The sequence below is a fragment of the Bradyrhizobium yuanmingense genome, from assembly GCF_029167105.1.
In the GTDB taxonomy this organism is placed as follows: domain Bacteria; phylum Pseudomonadota; class Alphaproteobacteria; order Rhizobiales; family Xanthobacteraceae; genus Bradyrhizobium; species Bradyrhizobium yuanmingense_A.
This window is the reverse complement of sequence record NZ_JARFML010000002.1, coordinates 418,701-440,107: the sequence shown is the minus strand read 5'-3', so window position 1 is coordinate 440,107 and position 21,407 is coordinate 418,701. Positions and strand designations below refer to the sequence as shown.

Annotated in this window: 21 protein-coding genes; 17 read left to right on the top strand and 4 right to left on the bottom strand. The window is 64.2% G+C overall.

Annotation, left to right across the window (positions count from 1 at the left end; translation table 11 throughout):
- The first annotated feature begins 353 nt into the window (after positions 1-353).
- On the top strand, positions 354-1,847 hold the full coding sequence (locus P0R31_RS04885) for a porin (RefSeq protein WP_275513071.1): 1,494 nt from the start codon (positions 354-356) through the stop codon (positions 1,845-1,847).
- Positions 1,848-2,476: 629 nt separating this feature from the next.
- A complete protein-coding gene (locus P0R31_RS04880; protein WP_275513070.1) occupies positions 2,477-3,340 on the top strand; it encodes an FkbM family methyltransferase in 864 nt (287 codons plus the stop codon).
- A 102-nt stretch (positions 3,341-3,442) separates the two neighbouring features.
- Here the strand turns inward: P0R31_RS04880 and P0R31_RS04875 are convergent, their stop codons facing one another.
- Positions 3,443-5,854, bottom strand: coding sequence for a lytic transglycosylase domain-containing protein (locus tag P0R31_RS04875; RefSeq protein WP_275513069.1), 2,412 nt, complete (start codon positions 5,852-5,854; stop codon positions 3,443-3,445).
- 282 nt (positions 5,855-6,136) lie between these two features.
- On the opposite strand from P0R31_RS04875, the gene dapA reads away from it, so the two are divergent.
- Genes dapA through P0R31_RS04855 form a run of 4 tightly spaced genes read left to right on the top strand, consistent with a single transcriptional unit; the run spans position 6,137 to position 8,614 of the window.
- Positions 6,137-7,027, top strand: a complete 891-nt coding sequence (gene dapA / locus P0R31_RS04870; RefSeq protein ID WP_036015047.1) for a 4-hydroxy-tetrahydrodipicolinate synthase — start codon at positions 6,137-6,139, stop codon at positions 7,025-7,027.
- Between the two features lie 54 nt (positions 7,028-7,081).
- Positions 7,082-7,495 carry a large conductance mechanosensitive channel protein MscL gene (mscL, locus tag P0R31_RS04865; protein ID WP_275513090.1) on the top strand — a complete coding sequence of 138 codons (414 nt, stop codon included), beginning with the start codon at positions 7,082-7,084 and terminating at the stop codon, positions 7,493-7,495.
- 59 nt (positions 7,496-7,554) lie between these two features.
- On the top strand, positions 7,555-8,028 hold the full coding sequence (gene smpB / locus P0R31_RS04860; protein ID WP_025036727.1) for an SsrA-binding protein SmpB: 474 nt from the start codon (positions 7,555-7,557) through the stop codon (positions 8,026-8,028).
- Between the two features lie 4 nt (positions 8,029-8,032).
- The gene (locus P0R31_RS04855) at positions 8,033-8,614 is read left to right on the top strand and encodes a peroxiredoxin (RefSeq protein WP_275513068.1); all 582 of its coding nucleotides are present in this window, start codon (positions 8,033-8,035) and stop codon (positions 8,612-8,614) included.
- Here P0R31_RS04855 and P0R31_RS04850 read toward each other — a convergent pair.
- Positions 8,611-9,285 carry a uracil-DNA glycosylase gene (locus tag P0R31_RS04850; RefSeq protein WP_036025518.1) on the bottom strand — a complete coding sequence of 225 codons (675 nt, stop codon included), beginning with the start codon at positions 9,283-9,285 and terminating at the stop codon, positions 8,611-8,613. The genes P0R31_RS04855 and P0R31_RS04850 overlap by 4 nt on opposite strands.
- Entirely contained in the window at positions 9,266-9,910 is a 645-nt protein-coding gene (locus P0R31_RS04845; protein WP_025036724.1) for an NYN domain-containing protein, read from the bottom strand. The genes P0R31_RS04850 and P0R31_RS04845 overlap by 20 nt, the downstream gene beginning before the upstream one ends.
- Positions 9,911-10,239: 329 nt before the next feature.
- On the opposite strand from P0R31_RS04845, the gene rpoZ reads away from it, so the two are divergent.
- The 8 genes from rpoZ (at position 10,240) to P0R31_RS04805 (ending at position 17,490) form a co-directional block, all read left to right on the top strand.
- Positions 10,240-10,632 (top strand): DNA-directed RNA polymerase subunit omega, encoded by a 393-nt coding sequence (gene rpoZ / locus P0R31_RS04840; RefSeq protein WP_007603391.1) that lies wholly within the window; start codon positions 10,240-10,242, stop codon positions 10,630-10,632.
- Between the two features lie 205 nt (positions 10,633-10,837).
- Complete coding sequence (locus tag P0R31_RS04835; protein WP_275513067.1) at positions 10,838-13,126, top strand: RelA/SpoT family protein; 2,289 nt, start codon at positions 10,838-10,840, stop codon at positions 13,124-13,126.
- Between the two features lie 45 nt (positions 13,127-13,171).
- Entirely contained in the window at positions 13,172-13,924 is a 753-nt protein-coding gene (locus P0R31_RS04830) for a pyridoxine 5'-phosphate synthase (protein WP_275513066.1), read from the top strand.
- Positions 13,921-14,340: a holo-ACP synthase gene (gene acpS / locus P0R31_RS04825; protein WP_025036721.1), complete on the top strand. Its 420-nt coding sequence runs from the start codon at positions 13,921-13,923 to the stop codon at positions 14,338-14,340. The genes P0R31_RS04830 and acpS overlap by 4 nt, the downstream gene beginning before the upstream one ends.
- 249 nt (positions 14,341-14,589) lie before the next feature.
- The gene (gene lepB, locus P0R31_RS04820) at positions 14,590-15,354 is read left to right on the top strand and encodes a signal peptidase I (RefSeq protein WP_275513065.1); all 765 of its coding nucleotides are present in this window, start codon (positions 14,590-14,592) and stop codon (positions 15,352-15,354) included.
- Positions 15,351-16,172, top strand: a complete 822-nt coding sequence (gene rnc / locus P0R31_RS04815; protein WP_275513064.1) for a ribonuclease III — start codon at positions 15,351-15,353, stop codon at positions 16,170-16,172. Before lepB ends, rnc begins: the two co-directional genes overlap by 4 nt.
- Complete coding sequence (gene era / locus P0R31_RS04810) at positions 16,162-17,088, top strand: GTPase Era (RefSeq protein WP_275513063.1); 927 nt, start codon at positions 16,162-16,164, stop codon at positions 17,086-17,088. The genes rnc and era overlap by 11 nt, the downstream gene beginning before the upstream one ends.
- Before the next feature lie 21 nt (positions 17,089-17,109).
- Entirely contained in the window at positions 17,110-17,490 is a 381-nt protein-coding gene (locus P0R31_RS04805; RefSeq protein ID WP_157287363.1) for a hypothetical protein, read from the top strand.
- Between the two features lie 4 nt (positions 17,491-17,494).
- On the opposite strand, the gene P0R31_RS04800 is transcribed toward P0R31_RS04805, so the two are convergent.
- Positions 17,495-17,809 carry a hypothetical protein gene (locus tag P0R31_RS04800; RefSeq protein WP_275513062.1) on the bottom strand — a complete coding sequence of 105 codons (315 nt, stop codon included), beginning with the start codon at positions 17,807-17,809 and terminating at the stop codon, positions 17,495-17,497.
- A gap of 58 nt (positions 17,810-17,867) precedes the next feature.
- Here P0R31_RS04800 and recO point away from each other — a divergent pair, with 58 nt between their 5' ends.
- From recO to parC, 3 genes are all read left to right on the top strand, one after another.
- Entirely contained in the window at positions 17,868-18,620 is a 753-nt protein-coding gene (gene recO / locus P0R31_RS04795) for a DNA repair protein RecO (protein ID WP_275513061.1), read from the top strand.
- 101 nt (positions 18,621-18,721) lie between these two features.
- Positions 18,722-19,006, top strand: coding sequence for a hypothetical protein (locus P0R31_RS04790; protein WP_271538097.1), 285 nt, complete (start codon positions 18,722-18,724; stop codon positions 19,004-19,006).
- A 64-nt stretch (positions 19,007-19,070) separates the two neighbouring features.
- Positions 19,071-21,329, top strand: a complete 2,259-nt coding sequence (gene parC / locus P0R31_RS04785; RefSeq protein ID WP_275513060.1) for a DNA topoisomerase IV subunit A — start codon at positions 19,071-19,073, stop codon at positions 21,327-21,329.
- Positions 21,330-21,407 lie beyond the last annotated feature (78 nt).

The following is a 21,407-nucleotide window of genomic DNA, read 5'->3' as shown; positions in this document are numbered from 1 at the left end:
GGAACTTTGATGGCGTTCGGAACCGCTCCGAAAACACTAATGTAAACAATATGTTATGAGAGTGGTTTGATCACATCTGCGTGTTATTTGTGCAACACCCTCTGGAAAACACGCTTCATCGGCCCGTTTCGCAGCGTTCTCTTGTTGTGTGTGCAAGGACGTTCGGTAATTGTGACTGAGCGACGGAGGGGGGCATCCCGAGGTCGTCCCGTTTAGGTCATTCGCTTAAGTCCCTCGCGTTCATGCGGGTGTGTCCGAAGACGCGAAGGGGCCGAAAGCGGTGATTTAGAGGGGGTTGGGGAATTGGCCGTCCGGTCAGTGACCTTCCCTGAAGAGCAACTTGGAGGTTTAACATGAAGTTGGTTAAGAGCCTTTTGCTCGGCTCAGCGGCGGGTCTGATCGCCGTGGGCGGAGCTCAGGCAGCCGATCTCCCCGTGAAGGCCAAGGCGGTCGAGTACGTGAAGATCTGCTCCCTGTATGGTGCTGGATTCTACTACATCCCGGGCACCGACACCTGCATCAAGTTCGGCGGCTACCTGCGTGCCGACTTGCTGTTCAACACGAACAGCGACTACGGCATTGGTCAGGGCGCTCCCGCCGGTGGCAACAACCGTCTGGACAACTACTACCAGACCCGCGCTCGTTTGGACTTCACCATCGATACCCGCACGGCAACCGAGTACGGCGTGGTCCGCACCTACGCCGATACGGTCTTCAGCTGGGATACGCAAAGCGTCACCGGCAGCAGCCCGTCGACGATTTCGGGCACCCCTAACACTTCGGCCACGCTCGGTCTGTACCATGCGTTCATCCAGTTCGCTGGGTTCACCTTCGGCCGCACGGTCTCGATCTTCGACGCCCCGTGGCAGAGCTATCCGGCTGGCGGTCCCGACTTCCTTCCGGGCGGCAGCAACAACGTCACCGGTGTGAACCAGGTCGCCTATACAGCTGATTTCGGCCAGGGCGTCACCGCTTCGGTCGCGTTGCAGGATCTGACGACCGCCGCTGGCGGCCAAACCAACCTCTGGAACGTGTCGGCGGGCACGGCCGCTGGCTTCATCACCGGCGTCTACGGTGCCAACGATTGGGGTGGCACGCGTTCGCCCGACATCGTCGGCCAGGTTCGCGTCGACCAGGCTTGGGGTCTGGCCCAAGTGTCGGTCGCCGCGCACAACATGCACCCGGCCTACTACGGCGCGCTTGAGACGAGCGGACACCCCGACGACAAGTGGGGCTGGGCCGTGCAGGGCGCGTTGTCGATCAAGAACATCCCGACCGGCGCGGGTGACTCGATCAACTTGCAGGCCGTCTACACCGACGGTGCTTCGCGGTACAACTTCCAGAGCCTGTTCCCGCAGGCGATCTTCATCTACGGCGGCAGCGGCATCGCCTATCAGAGCATCGGCTTTGCCGGTATCGCTGATGGCGTGTTCGGAATCGGCACTGGGATCGACACGGTCAAGACCTGGGGCTTCCGTGGTGGTTATACCCACAACTGGTCCCCGAACTGGTCGTCGGGCATCTACGGTGCTTATGCTCAGCTCAAATACGGCGACACGGGTAAGGGTCTGATCTGCGCCAACTTCGTCGCGGGTCTCGCTCCGTCGGCTGGCCTTGCCGGCTGTAACCCCGACTTCAACCTCGCGGTGGTCGGTGTGAACACCGTCTGGACCCCCGTCAAGGGCCTCGCCTTCACGGCTGACGTGAGCTACGTCTGGCTCGACCAGAAGTACTCGGGCACGATCTTGGCTCCGGCGAACGCGGCTGTTGCCAAGCCCGCAACCACCTACGAGCTGAAGGATCAGGGCAACCTCCAGATGCTCCTGCGCGCTCAGCGCAACTTCTAAGTTCAGTCCTGAACTGACGCCAAGGACCCCCAGCGATTTCGCTGGGGGTCTATTTCTTTGCTTGTTGCATTGCCATCCTTGCCGCGCGAAGGATCGAAGGCCACGCGAATTGGCATCGCGCGCGTATCGGCAGACGCAGGTCATTTCGTGCCTTGCAGCGAGACGGCGCAGCCGTTGTTCTCTCCAGCAAAGGCGCCTAGATTTTTTCAACCGTTCACGAAAAGACCGGCCCTCGTCGGGGTACAGAACCCAATCATATGTCGCAGCAAATCCGCAATAAGGGAGCCTCGGCTTCTCTTCATCCCATCTGTCGGTTATTCTGGACCAAGCAATTGCGGCGCACCGTTCGGGCAATCTGGCGGATGCAGAACGGGCCTACACAACAATCCTGAAGGGAAGCAAGACTCAACTTGTCGCGCTGCATATGCTGGGGCAATTGCACGCGCAGCGTCCACCTGGCCTCAGTTCGACACTGTCGGCATGACGCGACACTTGGAAAAGCTTTCGTTGAGATGTGGTGCCGGCATTGCGCCGGCGAAGCGCCGGCCTCGTCTGCCGTTTAGACATTTCGTTATGAGGCCGCCTTGGCGCGACACCTCATGTCATTCCGTCCATGGTCTTCACTGCATATGACTGACAACGAACCCGACCTTCTGAACAATCTCCTCCGGCCGGCACGGCTGACGTCGGTGATCGATGTCGGGGCCAATCCGATCGATGGCGAGCCGCCTTACCGGGCGATGCTGCAGCGAAGACTTTGCACGGTCGTCGGCTTTGAACCGCAGGAGGAGGCGCTCATAGAGCTCAACGCCCGCAAGAGCGACCTCGAGAGCTATTATCACTATGTCATCGGAAATGGGCACAAGGCAAAGCTGCGTCTCTGCCGGCTGCCAGGAATGACAAGCTTGCTGCTTCCGGATCAAAATGCGCTGTCGCATTTTGCGAAATTTTCCGAATGGGGCAGTGTGGTCAGCGAACATGCGGTCCAGACCCGCCGGCTCGACGATATTGGCGAGATACGGCATCTGGATTTTCTAAAGATCGACGTTCAGGGATCGGAACTCGCTGTGTTCGGAGGCGCGCGGCAAAAGCTGAAGCAGGCGGTCGTCATCGAAACGGAGGTTTCGTTTCTTTGCCTCTACAAGGATCAGCCGACGTTCGGAGACATCGATGCCGAATTGCGCAAGCAGGGGTTCGTTCCCCACGCCTTTACCGCAGTCAAACAGCGCATGATCGCTCCATTGAGCGACCCGTCCAATCCTCATGCGGCTATGAACCAGCTACTCGAGGCCGATATCGTCTATGTACGAAATTTCATGCGGCCGGCTGACATGACCGTCGAGCAACTCAAGCATCTGGCAATGATCTCTCATCATTGCTACCGCTCATTCGATCTTGCTGCGAACTGTATTCACCACCTGATCGCGCGCAGGTCGATCCCTGATCAGTCGATCCACGACTACATGGCGTCCATCCCGCTTCCGCAACGCTGACCTGAGCTGGTCGTCCGGGGTCCGAGGCTTTCGGACAGGAACGCTGCTCCGGCCGGCGCTACCGCTGCCAAGCCGGCTGCGGTGCATGGGCCAGAGGGGACTCTACTGCACGCTGACGGCGCCGCGGCGCAGATCGGCTTCGATCTGCAAGCGGGTGCCGCCGCCGAAACGGGCGCGGTAGACTTGAAGGTTCTCCATGATCCGCTGCACATAATTGCGCGTCTCGGAGAACGGAATCAGCTCGACCCAGTCGACCGCGTCGACCTTGGGGTCGCGCGGATCGCCGTAACGCTCGACCCACTTCTTCACGCTGCCGCGGCCGGCATTGTAGGCGGCGAACGTCATGATGTAGGAGCCGCGATAATCCTCGAGCAGTCCGCCGAGTTCGGCCGAGCCGAGCGTGGCGTTGTAGACGGAGTCGTTCTTCAGCCGCCCCAGGTCGTAGGTTGCGCCGTGGCGCTTGCAGACGTAGCGGGCGGCATCCGGCGTCACCTGCATCAGCCCGTAGGCCTGCGCCGGCGAGACCACCGACGGGTTGAACGCGCTCTCCTGCCGCGCAATCGCATAGATGATGCTGCGCTCGACCTCGGGGCCGATCGGCGTGAACTGAGGAATGCCGTTGACGGGGTAGGCGTAGAAGTCGAACGGCAGGCCTCGGTTGAGCGCAGCCTTGCCGAGCAGCAGCATGCCGCGCGCGTCGCTGTAGCGCTGGGTGAGCTCGCCGAGGCCCGCGAGCGCCTCGGGATCGCCGTTCTCGCCCATATCGGCGAGCATGGGCACCGCGAACTCGCGCTCGTCCAGCTCGTAGAGCAGTTGCGCGGCGCGCACGATCTCGAGCCGCTCGGCGCCGCGCCCGCGCGGCTGGCTGTTGAGCTCGATCTGCGGCAGGCCGAGCTTTGCGCGCGCGAGCTGGCCGTAATAGCTGGTCGATTGCTCGGCCGCCCGCGCATAGGCGTTGCGTGCCTCCTGCTGGCGGCCCAAAGCTTCCGCGGCGCGCCCCTGCCAATAGCCGGCACGCGCCAGCGCGGTCGGATTGACGCTGCCGACCCCGATGCGGGCGAAATGCTGCGCGGCTGTCGCGGGATCGTTGAGGAATCGCAGCGCGATCCAGCCGGCGGTGAACTCCTGCTCGGTCTTGTAGATGTCGCGCGAGGGCAGGGCGGCATCGCGCGCGATCAGATAGGCGCTGCGGAATTCCTCGGTGTCGATCATCTTGCGCGCCAGGAGGCGCCGCTCGATCCACCATTCATCGAGATTGTGGAGGCGACCCGGATCCTTCGGCGCGGACAGCATCAGCTGGGCGGCTTCAGTGAACTTCTCCTCGCGGCGCAGCAGCTGGATCTTGCTGAAGATGAAACCGGGATCGCCGTGCAGCTCGCGCGGCACGGCATCCAGCAGCGCCCGTGCGTTCGGCGCCTTCTTGACCGCGGCGATGCGGGCCTTGGCGAGCGCGACGTAGCCGGCGCCGAGACGCTTGGCGGCGCGTAGCGCCGCCTCGTTCTCGCTGCCGTAGAGCAGGTTGTCCATCCGCGCTTTCTGGTCGCCTAGCGTGAGCAGGGCGCCGAACTGGTCGAGCGCGTTGTTCTCGGTGTCCTCCGACATCGGATCGCCGCGCCAGGCCTCGCGTACCAGCCGCTCGGCATTGGCGCGGTCGCCGCGCGCCAGCATCGCCCTGGCGAGCGTGAAGCGGCCCTTGGCGGAGATCGGCGACTCGTTCTCGAACCACGACCACGCGACCGACTCGTCGCGCCTGTCGTCCCACATCGCGGCCTCGAGGCGCCGGCGCAGGAAGGTCTGCGACGGCCAGCTCGGATTGGCTGAGAGGAAGGCGCGATAGCGTTCCACGGTCGCGCCGTTGTCCTCGCTGCGCAGGATGATCCATTCGGCGAGCTTTCGCGCGACCGGATCGGAGATGCCGGCCGCGGCATTGGTGGCGTCGCCGGCCTTGCGCTTGCGCACGAGCTCGATGACGCTCTCCAGGGTGTCCTTGTCAGCCTGCGACGTCGACGACGTCGCAGCGACGGCGGCCGGGATGACCGGCTTGCGCGGCGCTGCATGCTGGCGCGTTGCTGGCGCCAGTATGGGAGCTGCGGCCGGTCTGGCTGGGGCCGGCGCAGTCGGTTTGACGGTGGCAGTCACGGCCGGGGCGGGGGCCGCCTTGGGCGGTGCGCCGCTCGCAGTCGGCGCTGCCTTGGGTGCAGCTGCAGGGGGCGTGGCAACCGGAGCGGTGGCCGCGGGCTTGGGTTTGTCTTTGGGCTTGTCCTTCGCCGGTTCCTTGCCGGCGTCCGGCTTCTTCGCGGCGTCCTTGGCGGGGGTGCCAGGCGTACCCTTGCTTGCGGCCTTCGCGGCGTCCTTGCCGGTTCCCTTGGCTGTATCCTTCGCCGTTTCCTTGGTCGATCCTTTGGCCGGGCCATTCGCGGCGTCCTTGGCAGCTGGCTTGGCGGGATCCTTGGCGTCCGCGGCCGTCTCGTTGGACTTGGCGAGCGCGGCGCAGCCCATCGACAGCCCTGCCATAAGGCACACGGCCAGACCCAGGGATCGCCACGCGGCAGGAGCAAAGGAGGTCACGGCGTTTCGTCGCCCCGAATCAGTGAAGTGGCTCAAGACCTAGCTGAATTTGCTTGAATATGCGGAGAAAATACCAACAGCCGCTTACCTCGGGGCCCATTTGCACCAGCACCGCGGCAAAATCGCGGCCTAAACCCAGCCTCGCATCGACCCCGGGTCTTTTACCGGCCGGATAGACCCGATATGAAGGGGGCTTGCTCAAGAGATCGCCGCGTACGGAGGAAGTCCATGGCAGCCAAGACGAAATTCCGAGGGTCGTTCACCGCCTTGGTCACCCCGTTCAAGAACGGCTCGCTCGACGAGGCGGCGTTTCGCTCCCTGGTCAACTGGCAGATTTCCGAGGGCACCAACGGCCTCGTTCCGGTCGGCACCACCGGCGAGAGCCCGACGCTCAGCCATGACGAGCACAAGAAGGTCGTGGAATGGTGCATCGCTGAAGCCAAGGGCCGCGTGCCAGTCATCGCCGGCGCCGGCTCCAACTCGACCAAGGAGGCGATCGAGCTCTCCCAGCACGCCGAAAAGGCGGGCGCGGACGCCGTGCTGATCGTCACGCCCTATTATAACAAGCCGACGCAAGAAGGCATGTACCAGCACTTCAAGGCGATCAACGATGCGATCGGCATTCCGATCATCATCTACAACATCCCGCCGCGCTCGGTGATCGACATGTCGGTCGACACCATGAAGCGGCTGTGGGAGCTGAAGAACATCGCCGGGGTCAAGGACGCCACCGCCAGCATGGTCCGCGTGTCGCAGCAGCGCGCGGCGATGGGCGAGGACTTCAACCAGCTCTCGGGCGAGGACGCCACCATCATCGGCTACATGGCCCATGGCGGCCATGGCTGCATCTCGGTGACCTCGAACGTCGCGCCGCGCCTGTGCTCGGAGTTCCACGCCGCCTGGCAGAAGGGCGACACCAAGGCGGCGCTCGCGATCCACGACAAGCTGATGCCGCTGCACAACAACCTCTTCATCGAGAGCAATCCGGCGCCGATCAAGTACGCGATGTCGCTGCTCGGCAAGCTGGACGAGACGCTGCGGCTGCCGATGGTTCCGGTGTCCGAGCCGACGCGGGTTGCCGTGCGCAGCGCGATGGTTCACGCCGGCCTGGTCAACTGACGCATTAGCCGTTCGGGGGAGCCTTTCATGAGCGTGGAGGAAAAGGGCGCGCGGATGCTCAAGGAGTTCCGCGAGTTCGCCATGAAGGGCAACGTCGTCGATCTTGCGGTCGGCGTCATCATCGGCGCGGCCTTCGGCGGCATCGTCACCTCGCTGGTCGGTGACGTCATCATGCCGATCATCGGCGCGGTCACCGGTGGCCTCGACTTCTCGAACTACTTCATTCCCTTGTCGAAAGCGGTCACCGCCACCAACTTGGCGGATGCCAAAAAGCAAGGCGCAGTCCTTGCTTACGGCAGCTTCCTGACGCTGACGATCAACTTCATCATCATCGCCTTCGTGTTGTTCCTGGTGATCCGCGCCATGAACACCTTGAAGCGCAGGGAGGAGGCGGCGCCCGCCGCTCCGCCGAAGCCGACGGCCGAGGTCGAGCTGCTGACCGAGATCCGCAATCTCCTCAAGAAGTGACGCGCCCACTTCATCCGAACTGTTAGAATCCGAGCGCATCTCGATCAGGTTTGCCCGTCATGGCCGATAAGAACGAACGTCCGATCAAGGTGATGGCGGAAAATCGCAAGGCGCGTTTCAACTACGCCATCGAGGACACGATCGAGGCGGGCATCGCGCTGACCGGCACCGAGGTCAAGTCGATCCGCAACGGCAAGAGCACGATCGCGGAATCCTATGCCGATTCCAAGAACGGCGAGATCTGGCTGATCAACGCCACCATTCCCGAATATCTCCAAGGCAACCGCTTCAACCATGAGCCGAAGCGGCCGCGAAAGCTGCTGCTCCACCGCCGCCAGATCAACAAGCTGATCGGCGCGGTCGACCGCGAGGGCATGACGCTGATCCCGCTCAAGCTTTACTTCAACGAGCGCGGCCGGGCCAAGCTGCAGCTGGCGGTTGCGAAGGGCAAGAAGCTGCACGACAAGCGCGAGTCCGAGAAGAAGCGCGACTGGAGCCGGGAGAAGGGCCGGCTGCTGCGGGCGAGGGGATGACGAGATGAATCAACGGAACCTGCTCGAGGTCGACTGGAGCCAGATTCCCGCACCTTCCGACGATGGCGCCGCCGCGCATCTCGAAGGCATGACATTGCCGCCGATCGGCCTGCTCGCGACCGACGACACATCGGTCACCCTGTCGGCGCTGCGCGGCCGCACCGTGGTGTTCGCCTATCCCCGCACCGGCGAGCCCGGCAAGATCGCGCTGGTCGACGATTGGGACATGATCCCCGGAGCGCGCGGCTGCACGCCCCAGACCTGCGCCTTTCGCGATCTCTACGCCGAGCTGAAGGCCGCCGGCGCCGCGCACGTGTTCGGCCTCTCGACCCAGAGCAACGACTACCAGATCGAGATGGCCTCGCGCCTGCATCTGCCGTTCCCGGTGCTCTCGGACGAGAAGCTGGCGCTGACGCGCGCCTTGAACCTGCCGACCATGGAGGTCGCGGGCCTGACGCTGATCAAGCGCCTCGCGCTTGTTATCGACGACACCAGGATCACGCACGTGTTCTATCCGGTGTTTCCGCCCGACCGGAACGCCGGCGACGTGCTGGCCTGGCTCAAGGCGAATCCCGTCAAAAGCTAATCGAGATCCGCCTTCACCTTCGCGAACACGGATCTGAACATGTCTGGCGTCAGTACGCCGGTGTTCGTGTTGTAGCGGGAGCAGTGATAGCTGTCGTAGAGCCGGAACGCGCCGGCCTGATGCACCGCGCCGTGGCCGAAGGGGGCTTGCGAGGCCTTCAAATTCAGCGGCTTGAGCACGCTGTCGTGCGCAATTCGCCCGAGCGCGACGATCGCGCGCAGCTTCGGCATCGTCGCCAGATTGGCCACGAGAAACTGGCGGCAGGTGTTGATCTCGATCGGCAGCGGCTTGTTCTGCGGCGGCACGCAATGCACGGCATTGGCGATCCGGCAGTCGACGAGTTTCAGGCCGTCGTCGGGACGCGCCTGATAGGTGCCCCTGGCAAAGCCGTATTCGATCAGCGTGGCATAGAGCAGGTCGCCGGCATAATCGCCCGTGAACGGCCGCCCCGTGCGGTTGGCGCCCTGCATTCCCGGGGCGAGGCCCACGATCAGGAGGCGGGCCTTGATGTCGCCGAAGGGCGCAACCGGCGCATTGTGCCACGATGGCTCGCGCGCGCGGTTCGCCTCGCGGAAGGCGACCAGGCGCGGACAGAGCGGGCAGTCACGGTCGGGAACGATTGTCAGAGGCTGGCGGCTTGACCGGGCCGCCTCACTCCTCGAAGTCGTCATCGCCCCTCGGCGCCATCGTGGTCGCGCGCTGGAGGAATTGCGGGGCGTGGTGACGTTCGCCGCGCTCGCCGCGGTCACGCGGGGCGGGGCGCTCGGACGGATCGCGGCCGAGCTTGGATTGCAGCTCGACGAGGTCGGTGAAGACGTCGGCCTGGCGGCGCAGCTCGTCGGCGATCATCGGCGGCTGGCTCGCAATAGTGGAGACCACCGTGACCCGCACGCCGCGCCGCTGGACGGCCTCGACCAGGGAGCGGAAATCGCCGTCACCCGAGAACAGCACCATCTGGTCGATGTGCTCGGCGAGCTCCATGGCGTCGACGGCGAGCTCGATGTCCATGTTGCCCTTCACCTTGCGGCGGCCGGAAGCGTCGATGAATTCCTTGGTTGCCTTGGTGACGACGGTGTAGCCGTTGTAATCCAGCCAGTCGATCAGCGGGCGGATCGAGGAGTATTCCTGGTCCTCGATGATGGCGGTGTAATAGAATGCCCGCAGCAACGTCCCGCGGCTCTGAAACTCCTTCAGCAAGCGCTTGTAGTCGATGTCGAAGCCGAGGGTTTTCGCCGTCGCGTAGAGATTGGCCCCGTCGATGAAGAGCGCAATCTTGTTGGTAGGAGAAGGTGACATTCAGTTTGCTCGCGTAGAGTTCGTGATTGATCGTTTTTTGTTGGCGCGGCGACAGCAGGCCGCGCAGTTCTAGAGTGCCGCAGAGACCCGTCGAAACCGCAAATCCGGAGAAGTCGGGGCAATCAAGGTATAGTTATGGCGGACTTGCATAGACCCGGGGCCGCCCTCAACGGCAGCCCGGAAAAACATCCGCCCCAACCCCAATGTGGGGGTAGCAGAGCGGTTTGGCGAGGCCAAATCACAAATTGGCCTTGCGAAACCGTTCCGGCCCCTATAACTAGCCCCAATCATCCACATATTTCGTCCCACCCACAACGGAGCGACAGTCAATGGCTCGCGTCACCGTAGAAGATTGTATCGACAAGGTCGACAACCGGTTTGACTTGGTCCTGCTGGCCGCCCACCGTGCCCGCATGATCTCGTCCGGTTCACAACTAACGGTTGACCGCGATAACGACAAGAACCCTGTTGTGTCTTTACGTGAAATTGCCGAGACGACGATCTCGCCGGAGGACCTCCGCGAGGAGCTGGTCCACTCGCTGCAGAAGTTCGTCGAGGTGGACGAGCCCGAGCCGGATACGGTGCCGCTGATCGGTTCCGCGGGGGCAAGCGTCGATGCCGACGACACCGAGGTCGCCGTGGAGCGCATGACCGAGGAGGAGCTGCTGAAGGGCCTGGAAGGCCTCGCGCCGCCCGAAGAGCAGCCCGAGGAAGACGAGTAATTCCTCCATCGCGATCATCTTCTTCTTGTGATCATATCAAAGGCCCGAACGATCGTTCGGGCCTTTGCTTTTGTTGACCTTTTCGTGGTTACCATAGCGCTGCGGTCGGCGCTTGGCCCTGTCACTGAATTGATCGGACACGAGCGCGATCGGAGTTAGGATGTACGCAACGGGCCGGCTCAAGCCCGTTTGAAGGCAGGACGGCATGGTATATCGGCGCCGCAGATCCACGCAGATGCAGGCCGCAACCGAATCGGTTGCCGTGGCCCCGACTGCGCCGGTCGCGCGCCCCGCCAGGCCTCGCGTCCGCATGATGCGTCAATATGACCTCGTCGAGCGCGTCAGGTCCTACAATCCCAACACCAACGAAGACCTGCTGAACCGTGCCTACGTCTACGCCATGAAGGCCCACGGCTCGCAGACCCGCGCCTCGGGCGATCCGTATTTCTCGCACCCGCTCGAGGTAGCGGCGATTCTCACCGACCTCAAGCTCGACGACGCCACCATCGTGGCGGCGCTGCTGCACGACACGATCGAGGACACCGAGGCGACGCGGGCCGAGATCGACCAGATCTTCGGACCCGAAATCGGCGCGCTGGTCGAGGGGCTGACCAAGCTGAAGCGGCTCGAGCTGGTCTCGCGCGAGGCCAAGCAGGCCGAGAACCTGCGCAAATTGTTGCTGGCCATTGCAGACGATGTCCGCGTGCTTCTGGTCAAGCTCGCCGACCGCCTGCACAACATGCGCACGCTGGACTTCGTGCCGACGGAATCGCGCCGGCGCATCGCCGAGGAGACGCTCGACATCTACGCGCCGCTGGCGGGGCGCATGGGCATGCAGGAAATGCGCGAGGAGCTGGAGGATCTGTCCTTCCGCACCCTCGATCCCGAAGCCTATTCGGTGGTGATGCAGCGGCTCGACGCGCTGGCTGAGCGCAACCGCAACCTGATCGGCGAGATCGAGGACCAGCTCTCCAACAATCTGCGCCACCGGGGCTTGGGGGCGCGGGTCTATGGCCGGCGCAAGAAGCCGTTCTCGATCTGGACCAAGATGGAGCGCAAGTCGGTCGGCTTCGAGCAATTGTCCGACATCTTCGGCTTCCGCCTCGTCGTCAGCGACGTCGAGGCCTGCTATCGCGCGCTCGGGATCGTCCACACCACCTGGCCGGTCGTGCCCGGACGCTTCAAGGACTATATCTCGACGCCGAAGCAGAACGACTACCGCTCGATCCACACCACGGTGATCGGCCCCGGCAACCAGCGCGTCGAGCTGCAGATCCGCACCGAGGCGATGGACCAGATCGCCGAGCGCGGCATCGCCGCGCACGTCTTCTACAAGGAGGGCGTGGGTTCGCCGACCGAATTCCTCAAGCGCGAGTCCAACGCGTTCGCCTGGCTGCGCCACACCATCGGCATCCTCTCGGAAAGCGCGAACCCGGAGGAATTCCTCGAGCACACCAAGCTCGAGCTGTTCCACGACCAGGTGTTCTGCTTCACCCCGAAGGGCAAGCTGATCGCGCTGCCGCGCCATGCCAACGTGATCGACTTCGCCTATGCGGTGCATACCGACGTCGGCAACAGCGCGGTGGGCTGCAAGATCAACGGCAAGTTCGCGCCGCTGTCCTCGGAGCTTCAGAACGGCGACGAGGTCGAGGTGCTGACCTCGGAGGCGCAGTCCGCGCCGCCCTCGGCCTGGGAAACGCTCGCCATCACCGGCAAGGCGCGTGCCGCGATCCGCCGCGCCACGCGCACCGCGGTGCGCGATCAATATGTCGGGCTCGGCCGGCGCATCGTCGAGCGCCTGTTCGAGCGGGCCAAGATCGAGTACGCCGACGACAAGCTCAAGGGCGCGCTGCCGCGGCTCGCGCGCACCTCGATCGAGGACGTCATGGCGGCGGTCGGGCGCGGCGAGATCAAGGCCTCCCATGTCGCGCGTGCGATGTACCCGGACTACAAGGAGGAGCGCATCGCGCGCTACGGCGTCAAGAAGGGGCTTGCGGCCAAGCTCAAGGAGAAGGGGGTCTCCGAGCCGTCGCGCAGCCCGGTCGCGATCCCGATCCGCGGCATCAATTCCGAGCTTCCGGTGAAGTTCGCGCCGAACGGCGGCGCGGTCCCCGGCGATCGCATCGTCGGCATCGTCACACCGGGCGAGGGCATCACGATCTACCCGATCCAGGCGCCGGCCCTGAAGGATTTCGAGGAGGAGCCGGAGCGCTGGCTGGACGTCCGCTGGGACATCGAGGATTCCGCGCCGCAGCGCTTCCCGGCCCGCATCAAGGTCGAGAACGTCAATGAGCCCGGCGCGCTGGCGCAGATCGCGACCGTGATCGCCGAGCACGACGGCAACATCGACAATATCAGCATGCAGCGCCGCTCGCCCGATTTCACGGAGACGACGATCGATCTCGAAGTCTACGACTTGAAGCACCTCAGCGCGATCCTGGCCCAACTGCGCGCGAAGGCGGTCGTCGCCAAAGTCGAACGTGTTAATGGATAGGCGCATCTCTCATGCGCCGTTCCCTCTGATTTCGCGAGTTCTGAAATGCCCGCACCTCCGCTCCGCCTCGGCGTCAATATCGATCACGTCGCAACCGTGCGTAACGCGCGCGGCGGCCGCCATCCCGATCCGGTGCGCGCCGCGCTGCTCGCGATCGAGGCCGGCGCCGACGGCATCACCGCACATTTGCGCGAGGACCGCCGGCACATCCGCGACGAGGACATGGCGCGCCTGAGGGCGGAGATCTCCAAGCCGCTCAATTTCGAGATGGCCGCGACGGACGACATGATGCGGATCTCGCTCGCCACCAAGCCGCACGCGGTGTGCCTGGTGCCGGAGCGGCGCCAGGAGGTGACGACCGAAGGCGGGTTGGACGTGGTCGGCCAGCGCAGCGCGCTCGCGCCCTATATCGCGCGGCTGAGCGAGGCCGGCATCCGCGTCTCGCTGTTCATTGCGGCCGACCCCGCCCAGATCGAGATGGCGGCACGGCTGCGCGCGCCCGTGATCGAGATCCATACCGGCGCCTGGTGCGATGCCGTCGTCGATGGCCACACCGACAAGGCCGAGGCCGAATGGCAGCGGATCGTGGCGGGGGTGAAGCTGGCGAAGGACGCGGGACTCGAGGTTCACGCCGGCCACGGGCTGGACTATGCGACGGCGGAGAAGATCGCGAGCCTGCCCGAAATCATGGAGCTGAACATCGGCTATTACATGATCGGCGAGGCGCTGTTCGTGGGGCTGGCCGAGACCGTGCGCAGCATGCGCGCGGCGATGGACCGTGGCCGGAGCCGGGCATGATCATCGGCATCGGCTCCGATCTGATCGACATCACCCGCGTCGCCAAGGTGATCGAGCGCCACGGCGAGCGTTTTCTCGACCGCATCTTTACCGCGGCCGAGCGGGCCAAGGCGGAACGGCGCGCCAAGAACGAGAAGATGGTGGTGGCGACCTACGCCAAGCGCTTCGCCGCCAAGGAGGCCTGCTCCAAGGCACTCGGCACCGGCATCAGGCGCGGCGTCTGGTGGCGCGACATGGGGGTGGTCAACCTGCCGGGCGGGCGGCCGACCATGCAGCTGACCGGCGGCGCGCTGGCCCGGCTCCAGGCCCTGACGCCGGAGGGGTTCGAGGCGCGGATCGACCTTTCGATCACCGACGACTGGCCGCTGGCGCAGGCCTTTGTCGTCATTTCCGCCGTCCCGCTGCCGAAACCTTGATCGCGGCTCGGGCGTTTTGTGATTTTCTTTATAAATCAATATCTTAATCAGTTTTGATGCGATCCTTGATTGCGTGGCCTCCGACAACCGTCTAAAAGTCCGCGAACGCAAATCAGCCTGGGCGAATTCGGCTTTACGCCGGAATTGGCCCTCACTATCAGAATCAGGACAATCTCCTTGCGCCGCGAACCGGTGGGCCGTTCGCGGGAGGAGGGCGCTCTATGATCGCCGGCCGGAATTGAGAGAGCAATGAGCGTGACTTCGGGAACGAAAACTGAGAGCGGCGTCGGCGAAACGATCCGAGTCGTCATTCATGCTCTCCTGATCGCGCTCGTGATCCGCACCTTCCTGTTTCAGCCCTTCAACATCCCGTCCGGCTCGATGAAGGCGACGCTGCTGGTCGGCGACTATCTGTTCGTCTCGAAATTTTCCTACGGCTACAGCCATTATTCGATTCCATTCTCGCCGCCGCTGTTCTCGGGACGGATCTGGGGCTCGGACCCCGCTCGTGGCGACATCGTCGTGTTTCGCCTGCCGAAGGACGATTCCACCGACTACATCAAGCGCGTGATCGGGCTCCCTGGCGATCGTGTCCAGATGCGGGACGGGCTGCTCTACATCAACGATACGCCCGTCGAGCGGCAGCGCATGAGCGAATATGTCGGCGAGGACCCTTGCGGCTCGGAAGGCGGCGGCATCTCCCGGGTGAAGCGCTGGAAGGAGACGCTGCCGAACGGCGTGTCCTATGAGACGCTGGACTGTGCCGACAATGGCTACATGGACAACACCAACGTCTACACCGTCCCGGCCGGCCACTTCTTCATGATGGGTGACAACCGCGACAACTCCACCGATAGCCGCTTTCTCGGCCAGGTCGGCTACGTCCCGCAGGAGCACTTGATCGGCCGCGCCCAGATGATCTTCTTCTCCATCGCTGAAGGCGAGCACGCCTGGATGCTCTGGCGCTGGCCGTGGGCGGTGCGCTGGAATCGATTCTTCAAAATCGTCCGATGAAAGACGAAGCCAAGGACATCGCGATCCAAACGACCGAGGCGCAAGCCGCTCCCGAGGGCGAAGCTGCGGCGAAGGCGCCTGCCAAGAAGAAACGGCCACGTAGCAGCAAGGCCAAGGGCACGAATGCCAACGCGGCGCTCGAGGCGCGGATCGGCCACAGCTTCGCCGATCCAAATATGCTGATGCAGGCGATCACGCATGTCTCGGCCCTGAAGTCCGGGCGCAAGCGAGGCGACAGCTATCAGCGGCTGGAATTCCTCGGCGACCACGTGCTCGGGCTCGTCGTTTCCGACATGCTCTATCACGCCTTCCCGAACGCCGATGAGGGCGAGCTGTCCAAGCGGCTTGCCGAGCTCGTGCGCAAGGAGAGCTGCGCGGACGTCGCCAAGTCGCTCGGTCTCGTCGACGACATCAAGCTGGGCTCGGTCGGCTCCAGCGCCGATGCCCGCCTGCGCAAATCCATCCTCGGCGACATCTGCGAGGCCGTGATCGGCGCCATCTACCTCGACGGCGGCCATGCGGCGGCAGCCGAATTCGTCAAGCGCAACTGGACCGAGCGGATGCACAAGCCGCGCCGGCCCTTGCGCGATCCCAAGACCGTGCTGCAGGAATGGGCGCAAGGCAAGGGACTGCCGACGCCTGTCTATCGCGAGGTCGAGCGCACCGGCCCGCATCACGATCCGCAGTTCCGTGTCGCCGTCGATCTGCCTGGCCTGGCCCCGGCCGAGGGTATCGGCGGCAGCAAGCGCGCAGCTGAGAAGGTGGCAGCGTCAGTGATGATCGAACGCGAAGGCGTCGGCGGCGGCAATGACGGTTGAAGCAAGCGGTGGGGCACCCGGCGCGACGCGCTGCGGTTTCGTCGCGCTGATCGGCGCCCCGAATGTCGGCAAGTCGACGCTGGTCAACGCACTGGTCGGCGCCAAGGTCACGATCGTCTCGCGCAAGGTGCAGACCACGCGCGCGCTGATCCGCGGCATCGTCATCGAGAACAACGCGCAAATCATCCTGGTCGACACGCCCGGCATCTTCTCGCCCAAGCGCCGGCTCGACCGCGCCATGGTCTCGACCGCCTGGAGCGGGGCGCATGATGCCGATCTAGTCTGCGTGCTGCTCGATGCGAAGACCGGGATCGACGAGGAGGCGGAGGCGATCCTCGCCAAGGCCGCCAGCGTCAATCACGACAAGATCCTCGTCATCAACAAGGTCGATCTGGTCCAGCGCGAGAAGCTGTTGGCGCTGGCGCAGGCCGCCAACGAGCGCATGGCGTTCGCAAGGACCTTCATGATCTCGGCGATCTCGGGCGATGGCGTCGACGACATCCGCAAGACGCTCGCGGACATGGTGCCGCCGGGTCCGTTCCTCTACCCCGAGGACCAGATGTCGGACGCGCCGATGCGGCAGCTGGCGGCCGAGATCACCCGCGAGAAGATCTATCAGAAGTTGCACCAGGAATTGCCCTACCAGTCCACGGTCGAGACGGACAAGTGGGAGGAGCGCAAGGACAAGTCTGTGCGGATCGAGCAGACGATCTATGTCGAGCGCGAAAGCCAGCGCAAGATCGTGCTCGGCAAGGGCGGCGCCACCATCAAGTCGATCGGCGCCGATTCGCGGAAAGAGCTGATGCAGATCCTGGACGTGCCGGTGCATCTGTTCCTGTTCGTCAAGGTGCGCGAGAACTGGGGCGACGATCCCGATCGCTATCGCGAGATGGGCCTGGACTTCCCAAGAGAATAACCAAGAAAAGATCGGCATTCGATGAGCCTACCCACCAACGTCCAGCGCTTCGAAGCGCTGCTCTATGCATCGTTGATGCTGGACGCCGTCTCGGTCGCCGTGCAGGACCGCACGCCCAATGCCGCGGTGACCGAGCAGATGATCATGACCGGGACGCTGCTCGCCGGCGGCATGATCCTCTTGCTGCTCTATTTCGTCCGGCTGGCCGCGCATCATCGCAAGAACTGGCCGCGCTGGGTGCTGGCGGCGGCCCTCGTGTTGTCGGTGATCTCGCTCGGCCAGATCATCGGCGAGAAGGGCCTGGAGCTCGACAGCGCCATCGAGATCGTCTCCTGCGCGCTGACGACCATGGGCCTGTATTTCTCCTTCAGCGGCGACGCGCAGGGCTGGTTCAACGCATGAGTCGTTACGCCTGGTAGGCGTGGACGATGACAACCGCGCTTGCGACGATGGCCCAGATCACGAGCCCGACGATCACGCCAAGCGCGGGGGACAGGACCACCCGGCCTTCGCTGGAGCGCGTGATCTGAAGGAAGCCGGTCCACCCGATTCTGGTCGTGGTTTTGGGGAATTCGACCCTAACCTTGCCTAACGTGACTGCGAACAACAGAGCCAGCGCCGTGAAATAGAAAATGGTCGGCAGTGCGTCGAAGACGACCCACCAGAGCAGCCAGACGACCAACTCGAAGATTGAGACAATCAAACCGCCAACGATGTCCATTGTAATCCGGGGCGTCTCCGATCTTCTGCGTCAAGATATATAGCGCTATATTTGGCGGATGGAATGGACCGACGAAGGCATCGTGCTGGGCGTCCGGCGGCATGGCGAATCCAGCGCCATCGTCGAGCTGTTGACGCGCGCGCATGGCCGGCATCTCGGCCTCGTCCGCGGTGGCGCCGGCTCGCGGATGCGGCCGCTGCTGCAGCCGGGGAACAGCGTCAGTGCGGTGTGGCGGGCGCGGCTCGACGAGCATCTGGGCACCTATGCGATCGAGGGACTGAAGCTGCGCGCGGCGACGCTGCTCGCATCGTCCCACGGCGTCTATGGCGTCACCCATCTCGCCTCGATCGCGCGGCTGTTGCCGGAGCGCGATCCGCATGAAGACATCTTTGCGCTGCTCGAGCATTCGCTCGACGATTTCGACGACATCGGCAGCGCGGCCGTGCACCTGATCCATTTCGAGCTGGCGATGCTCGCCGAGCTGGGTTTTGGCCTGGCGCTCGACAATTGCGCGGTGACCGGCGAGACCACGGACCTGATCTATGTCTCGCCGAAATCAGGTGGCGCGGTATCGCGTGGCGCGGGCGAGCCGTGGCGTGACCGGCTGTTGCGCCTGCCGCCGTTCCTGCGCCAGGGCGAAACCGCGAGCGATCTCACCGAGCAGGATCTCCAGGATGGCTTTCGGCTCACCGGCCTGTTCCTGCTCCGCCACGTGCTGGAGCCGCGTGGCCAGGGCCATTCCGATGCGCGGGCCGGCTTCATCAACGCCTTGACGCGGCAGCAGGCGAGAGCGGCGATCCCGGCGCCATGACGTAGTAGCTGCCCAGCCTTGCGCAGCGGCATGCGGTTCCTTGGAACGAAATCGGCCCGCGCGGAATTGGGCCTGAGGTTCCACATCGGGGGACAGCCCAAATGTTGATCAAGGGATTCGCCTTGTCCGCGACGCTGCTTGCGTTCGCGCCCGACGCCATGGCCGGTGAGCCGCAGCCCGGGGCGTTTCGCCGGGCCTCGTGCACGGTGGTGCGGTACTATGTGGCGAAATATTCCGCTGCCGCCGCAGAGACATGGGCGCGGTCCAAGGGGGCAACCGATGCCGAGATCGAGGCCGCCCGCCGTTGCCTGACCAATGCGCCGGCGCCTGCGCAAACACCTGGTCCGGCCCCAACCCAGACCGTCACAGCCGGCTGGGCAGGCTAGTACGCCGCCCACAGGGAACCATTCGATCCTTGCCCGATTCGCTTCCACGGTTTAACCGGGCGGCATGGGAAAACGAATCGTTCCGCCGGAAGAACCGGCTGAAATCCACGAGGTGCCGCTGCGTGAGGCGCTGGAAGAGCGCTATCTCGCTTATGCCCTCTCCACCATCATGCACCGTGCGCTGCCGGACGCGCGCGACGGCCTGAAGCCGGTGCACCGGCGCATCCTCTACGGCATGCGCCTGCTCAGGCTCGACCCCGGCACGGCCTTCAAGAAATCGGCCAAGATCGTCGGCGACGTGATGGGCTCGTTCCATCCGCACGGCGACCAGGCGATCTACGACGCCATGGTGCGCCTCGCGCAGGATTTCTCCTCGCGCTATCCGCTGGTCGACGGCCAGGGCAATTTCGGCAATATCGACGGCGATAACCCCGCCGCCTATCGTTACACCGAAGCGCGCATGACCGACGTCGCGCGGCTTCTGCTCGAGGGCATTGACGAGGACGGGGTCGAATTCCGCGCCAATTACGACGGCCAGTCGAAAGAGCCCATCGTGCTGCCCGGCGGCTTCCCGAACCTGCTCGCCAATGGTGCGCAGGGCATCGCGGTCGGCATGGCGACCTCGATCCCGCCGCACAACGCCGCCGAGCTGTGCGATGCCGCGCTGCACCTGATCGAGAAGCCCGACGCGAAGTCGAAGGCGCTCTTGAAGTGGGTCAAGGGCCCGGACTTCCCGACCGGCGGCATCATCGTCGATTCCAAGCAGGCGATTGCTGAATCCTACACCACCGGCCGCGGCTCGTTCCGCGTCCGTGCGCGGTGGGCGCAAGAGGAGGGTGCGCGCGGCACCTGGGTTGTCGTCGTCACCGAGATTCCGTTCCTGGTGCAGAAGTCGCGCCTCATCGAAAAGGTCGCCGAGCTGCTCGACCAGAAGAAGCTGCCGCTGGTCGGCGACATCAGGGACGAGTCAGCCGAAGACGTCCGCATCGTGATCGAGCCGAAGTCGAAGAACGTCGATCCGGCGCTGATGATGGAATCGCTGTTCCGACTGACCGAACTCGAAAACAAGATTCCGCTGAACCTCAACGTCCTGATCAAGGGGCGCATTCCCAAGGTCGTGGGGCTCGCGGAGTGCTTGCGCGAATGGGTCGACCATCTGCGCGACGTGCTGATCCGCCGCAGCAACTACCGCAAGGCGCAGATCGAGCACCGGCTGGAAGTGCTCGGCGGCTTCCTGATCGCCTATCTGAACATCGACAAGGTGATCAGGATCATCCGCACCGAGGATGAGCCGAAGCCCGAGCTGATGAAGGTGTTCAAGCTCACCGAGGTACAGGCGGAAGCCATCCTCAACATGCGCCTGCGCTCCTTGCGCAAGCTCGAGGAGATGGAGATCCGTACCGAGGACAAGAACCTCCGCGCCGAGCTCAAGGGCATCAATGCGGTGCTCGCCTCCGAGCCGGAGCAGTGGAAGAAGGTCGGCGAGCAGGTCGGCAAGGTCCGAGATATGTTCGGACCGAAGACGCCGCTCGGCAAGCGTCGCACCACCTTTGCGGATGCGCCGGAGCACGACCTCGCCGCGATCGAGGAGGCCTTCGTCGAGCGCGAGCCGGTGACGGTGGTCGTCTCCGACAAGGGCTGGATCCGCACCATGAAGGGGCATGTCGAGGATCTCTCGGGCCTTGCCTTCAAGCAGGACGACAAGCTCGGCTTCGCCTTCTTCGCCGAGACGACCTCGAAGCTGCTGCTGTTCGCCACCAACGGCAAGTTCTACTCGCTCGACGTTGCGAAGCTGCCGGGCGGCCGCGGTCACGGCGAGCCGATCCGCCTGTTCATCGATCTCGAGCAGGAGGCCGCGCCCGTCGCGCTGTTCGTCAACAAGGGCGGCCGCAAATTCCTGGTCGCCAGCCACGAGGGCCAGGGTTTTGTGGTCAACGAGGACGATTGCGTTGGCACCACCAAGAAGGGCAAGCAGGTCCTCAACGTGGACATGCCGAACGAGGCCCGCGCGATCACCGAGGTGACGGGCGACACCGTCGCCGTCATCGGCGAGAACCGCAAGATGCTGGTCTTCCCGCTCGACCAGGTGCCGGAAATGGCCCGCGGCCGCGGCGTGCGTCTGCAGAAATACAAGGACGGCGGCCTGTCCGACGTTGCGGTATTCGACGCCAAGGCGGGCCTGACCTGGAAGGATTCCGCGGGACGCGAATTCTCCGCGACCATGAAGGAGCTGGCGGAGTGGCAGGGCACGCGCGCCGATGCTGGCCGCCTGCCGCCGAAGGGTTTCCCGAAGTCGAACAAGTTCGGCCGGAGCATCGGGTAGGGCACAGGCCCCAACTGTCGCCACAACGACGCTGTCATGCCCCGCCTAGTGCGCAATTGCGCACGGGGGCGGGGCATC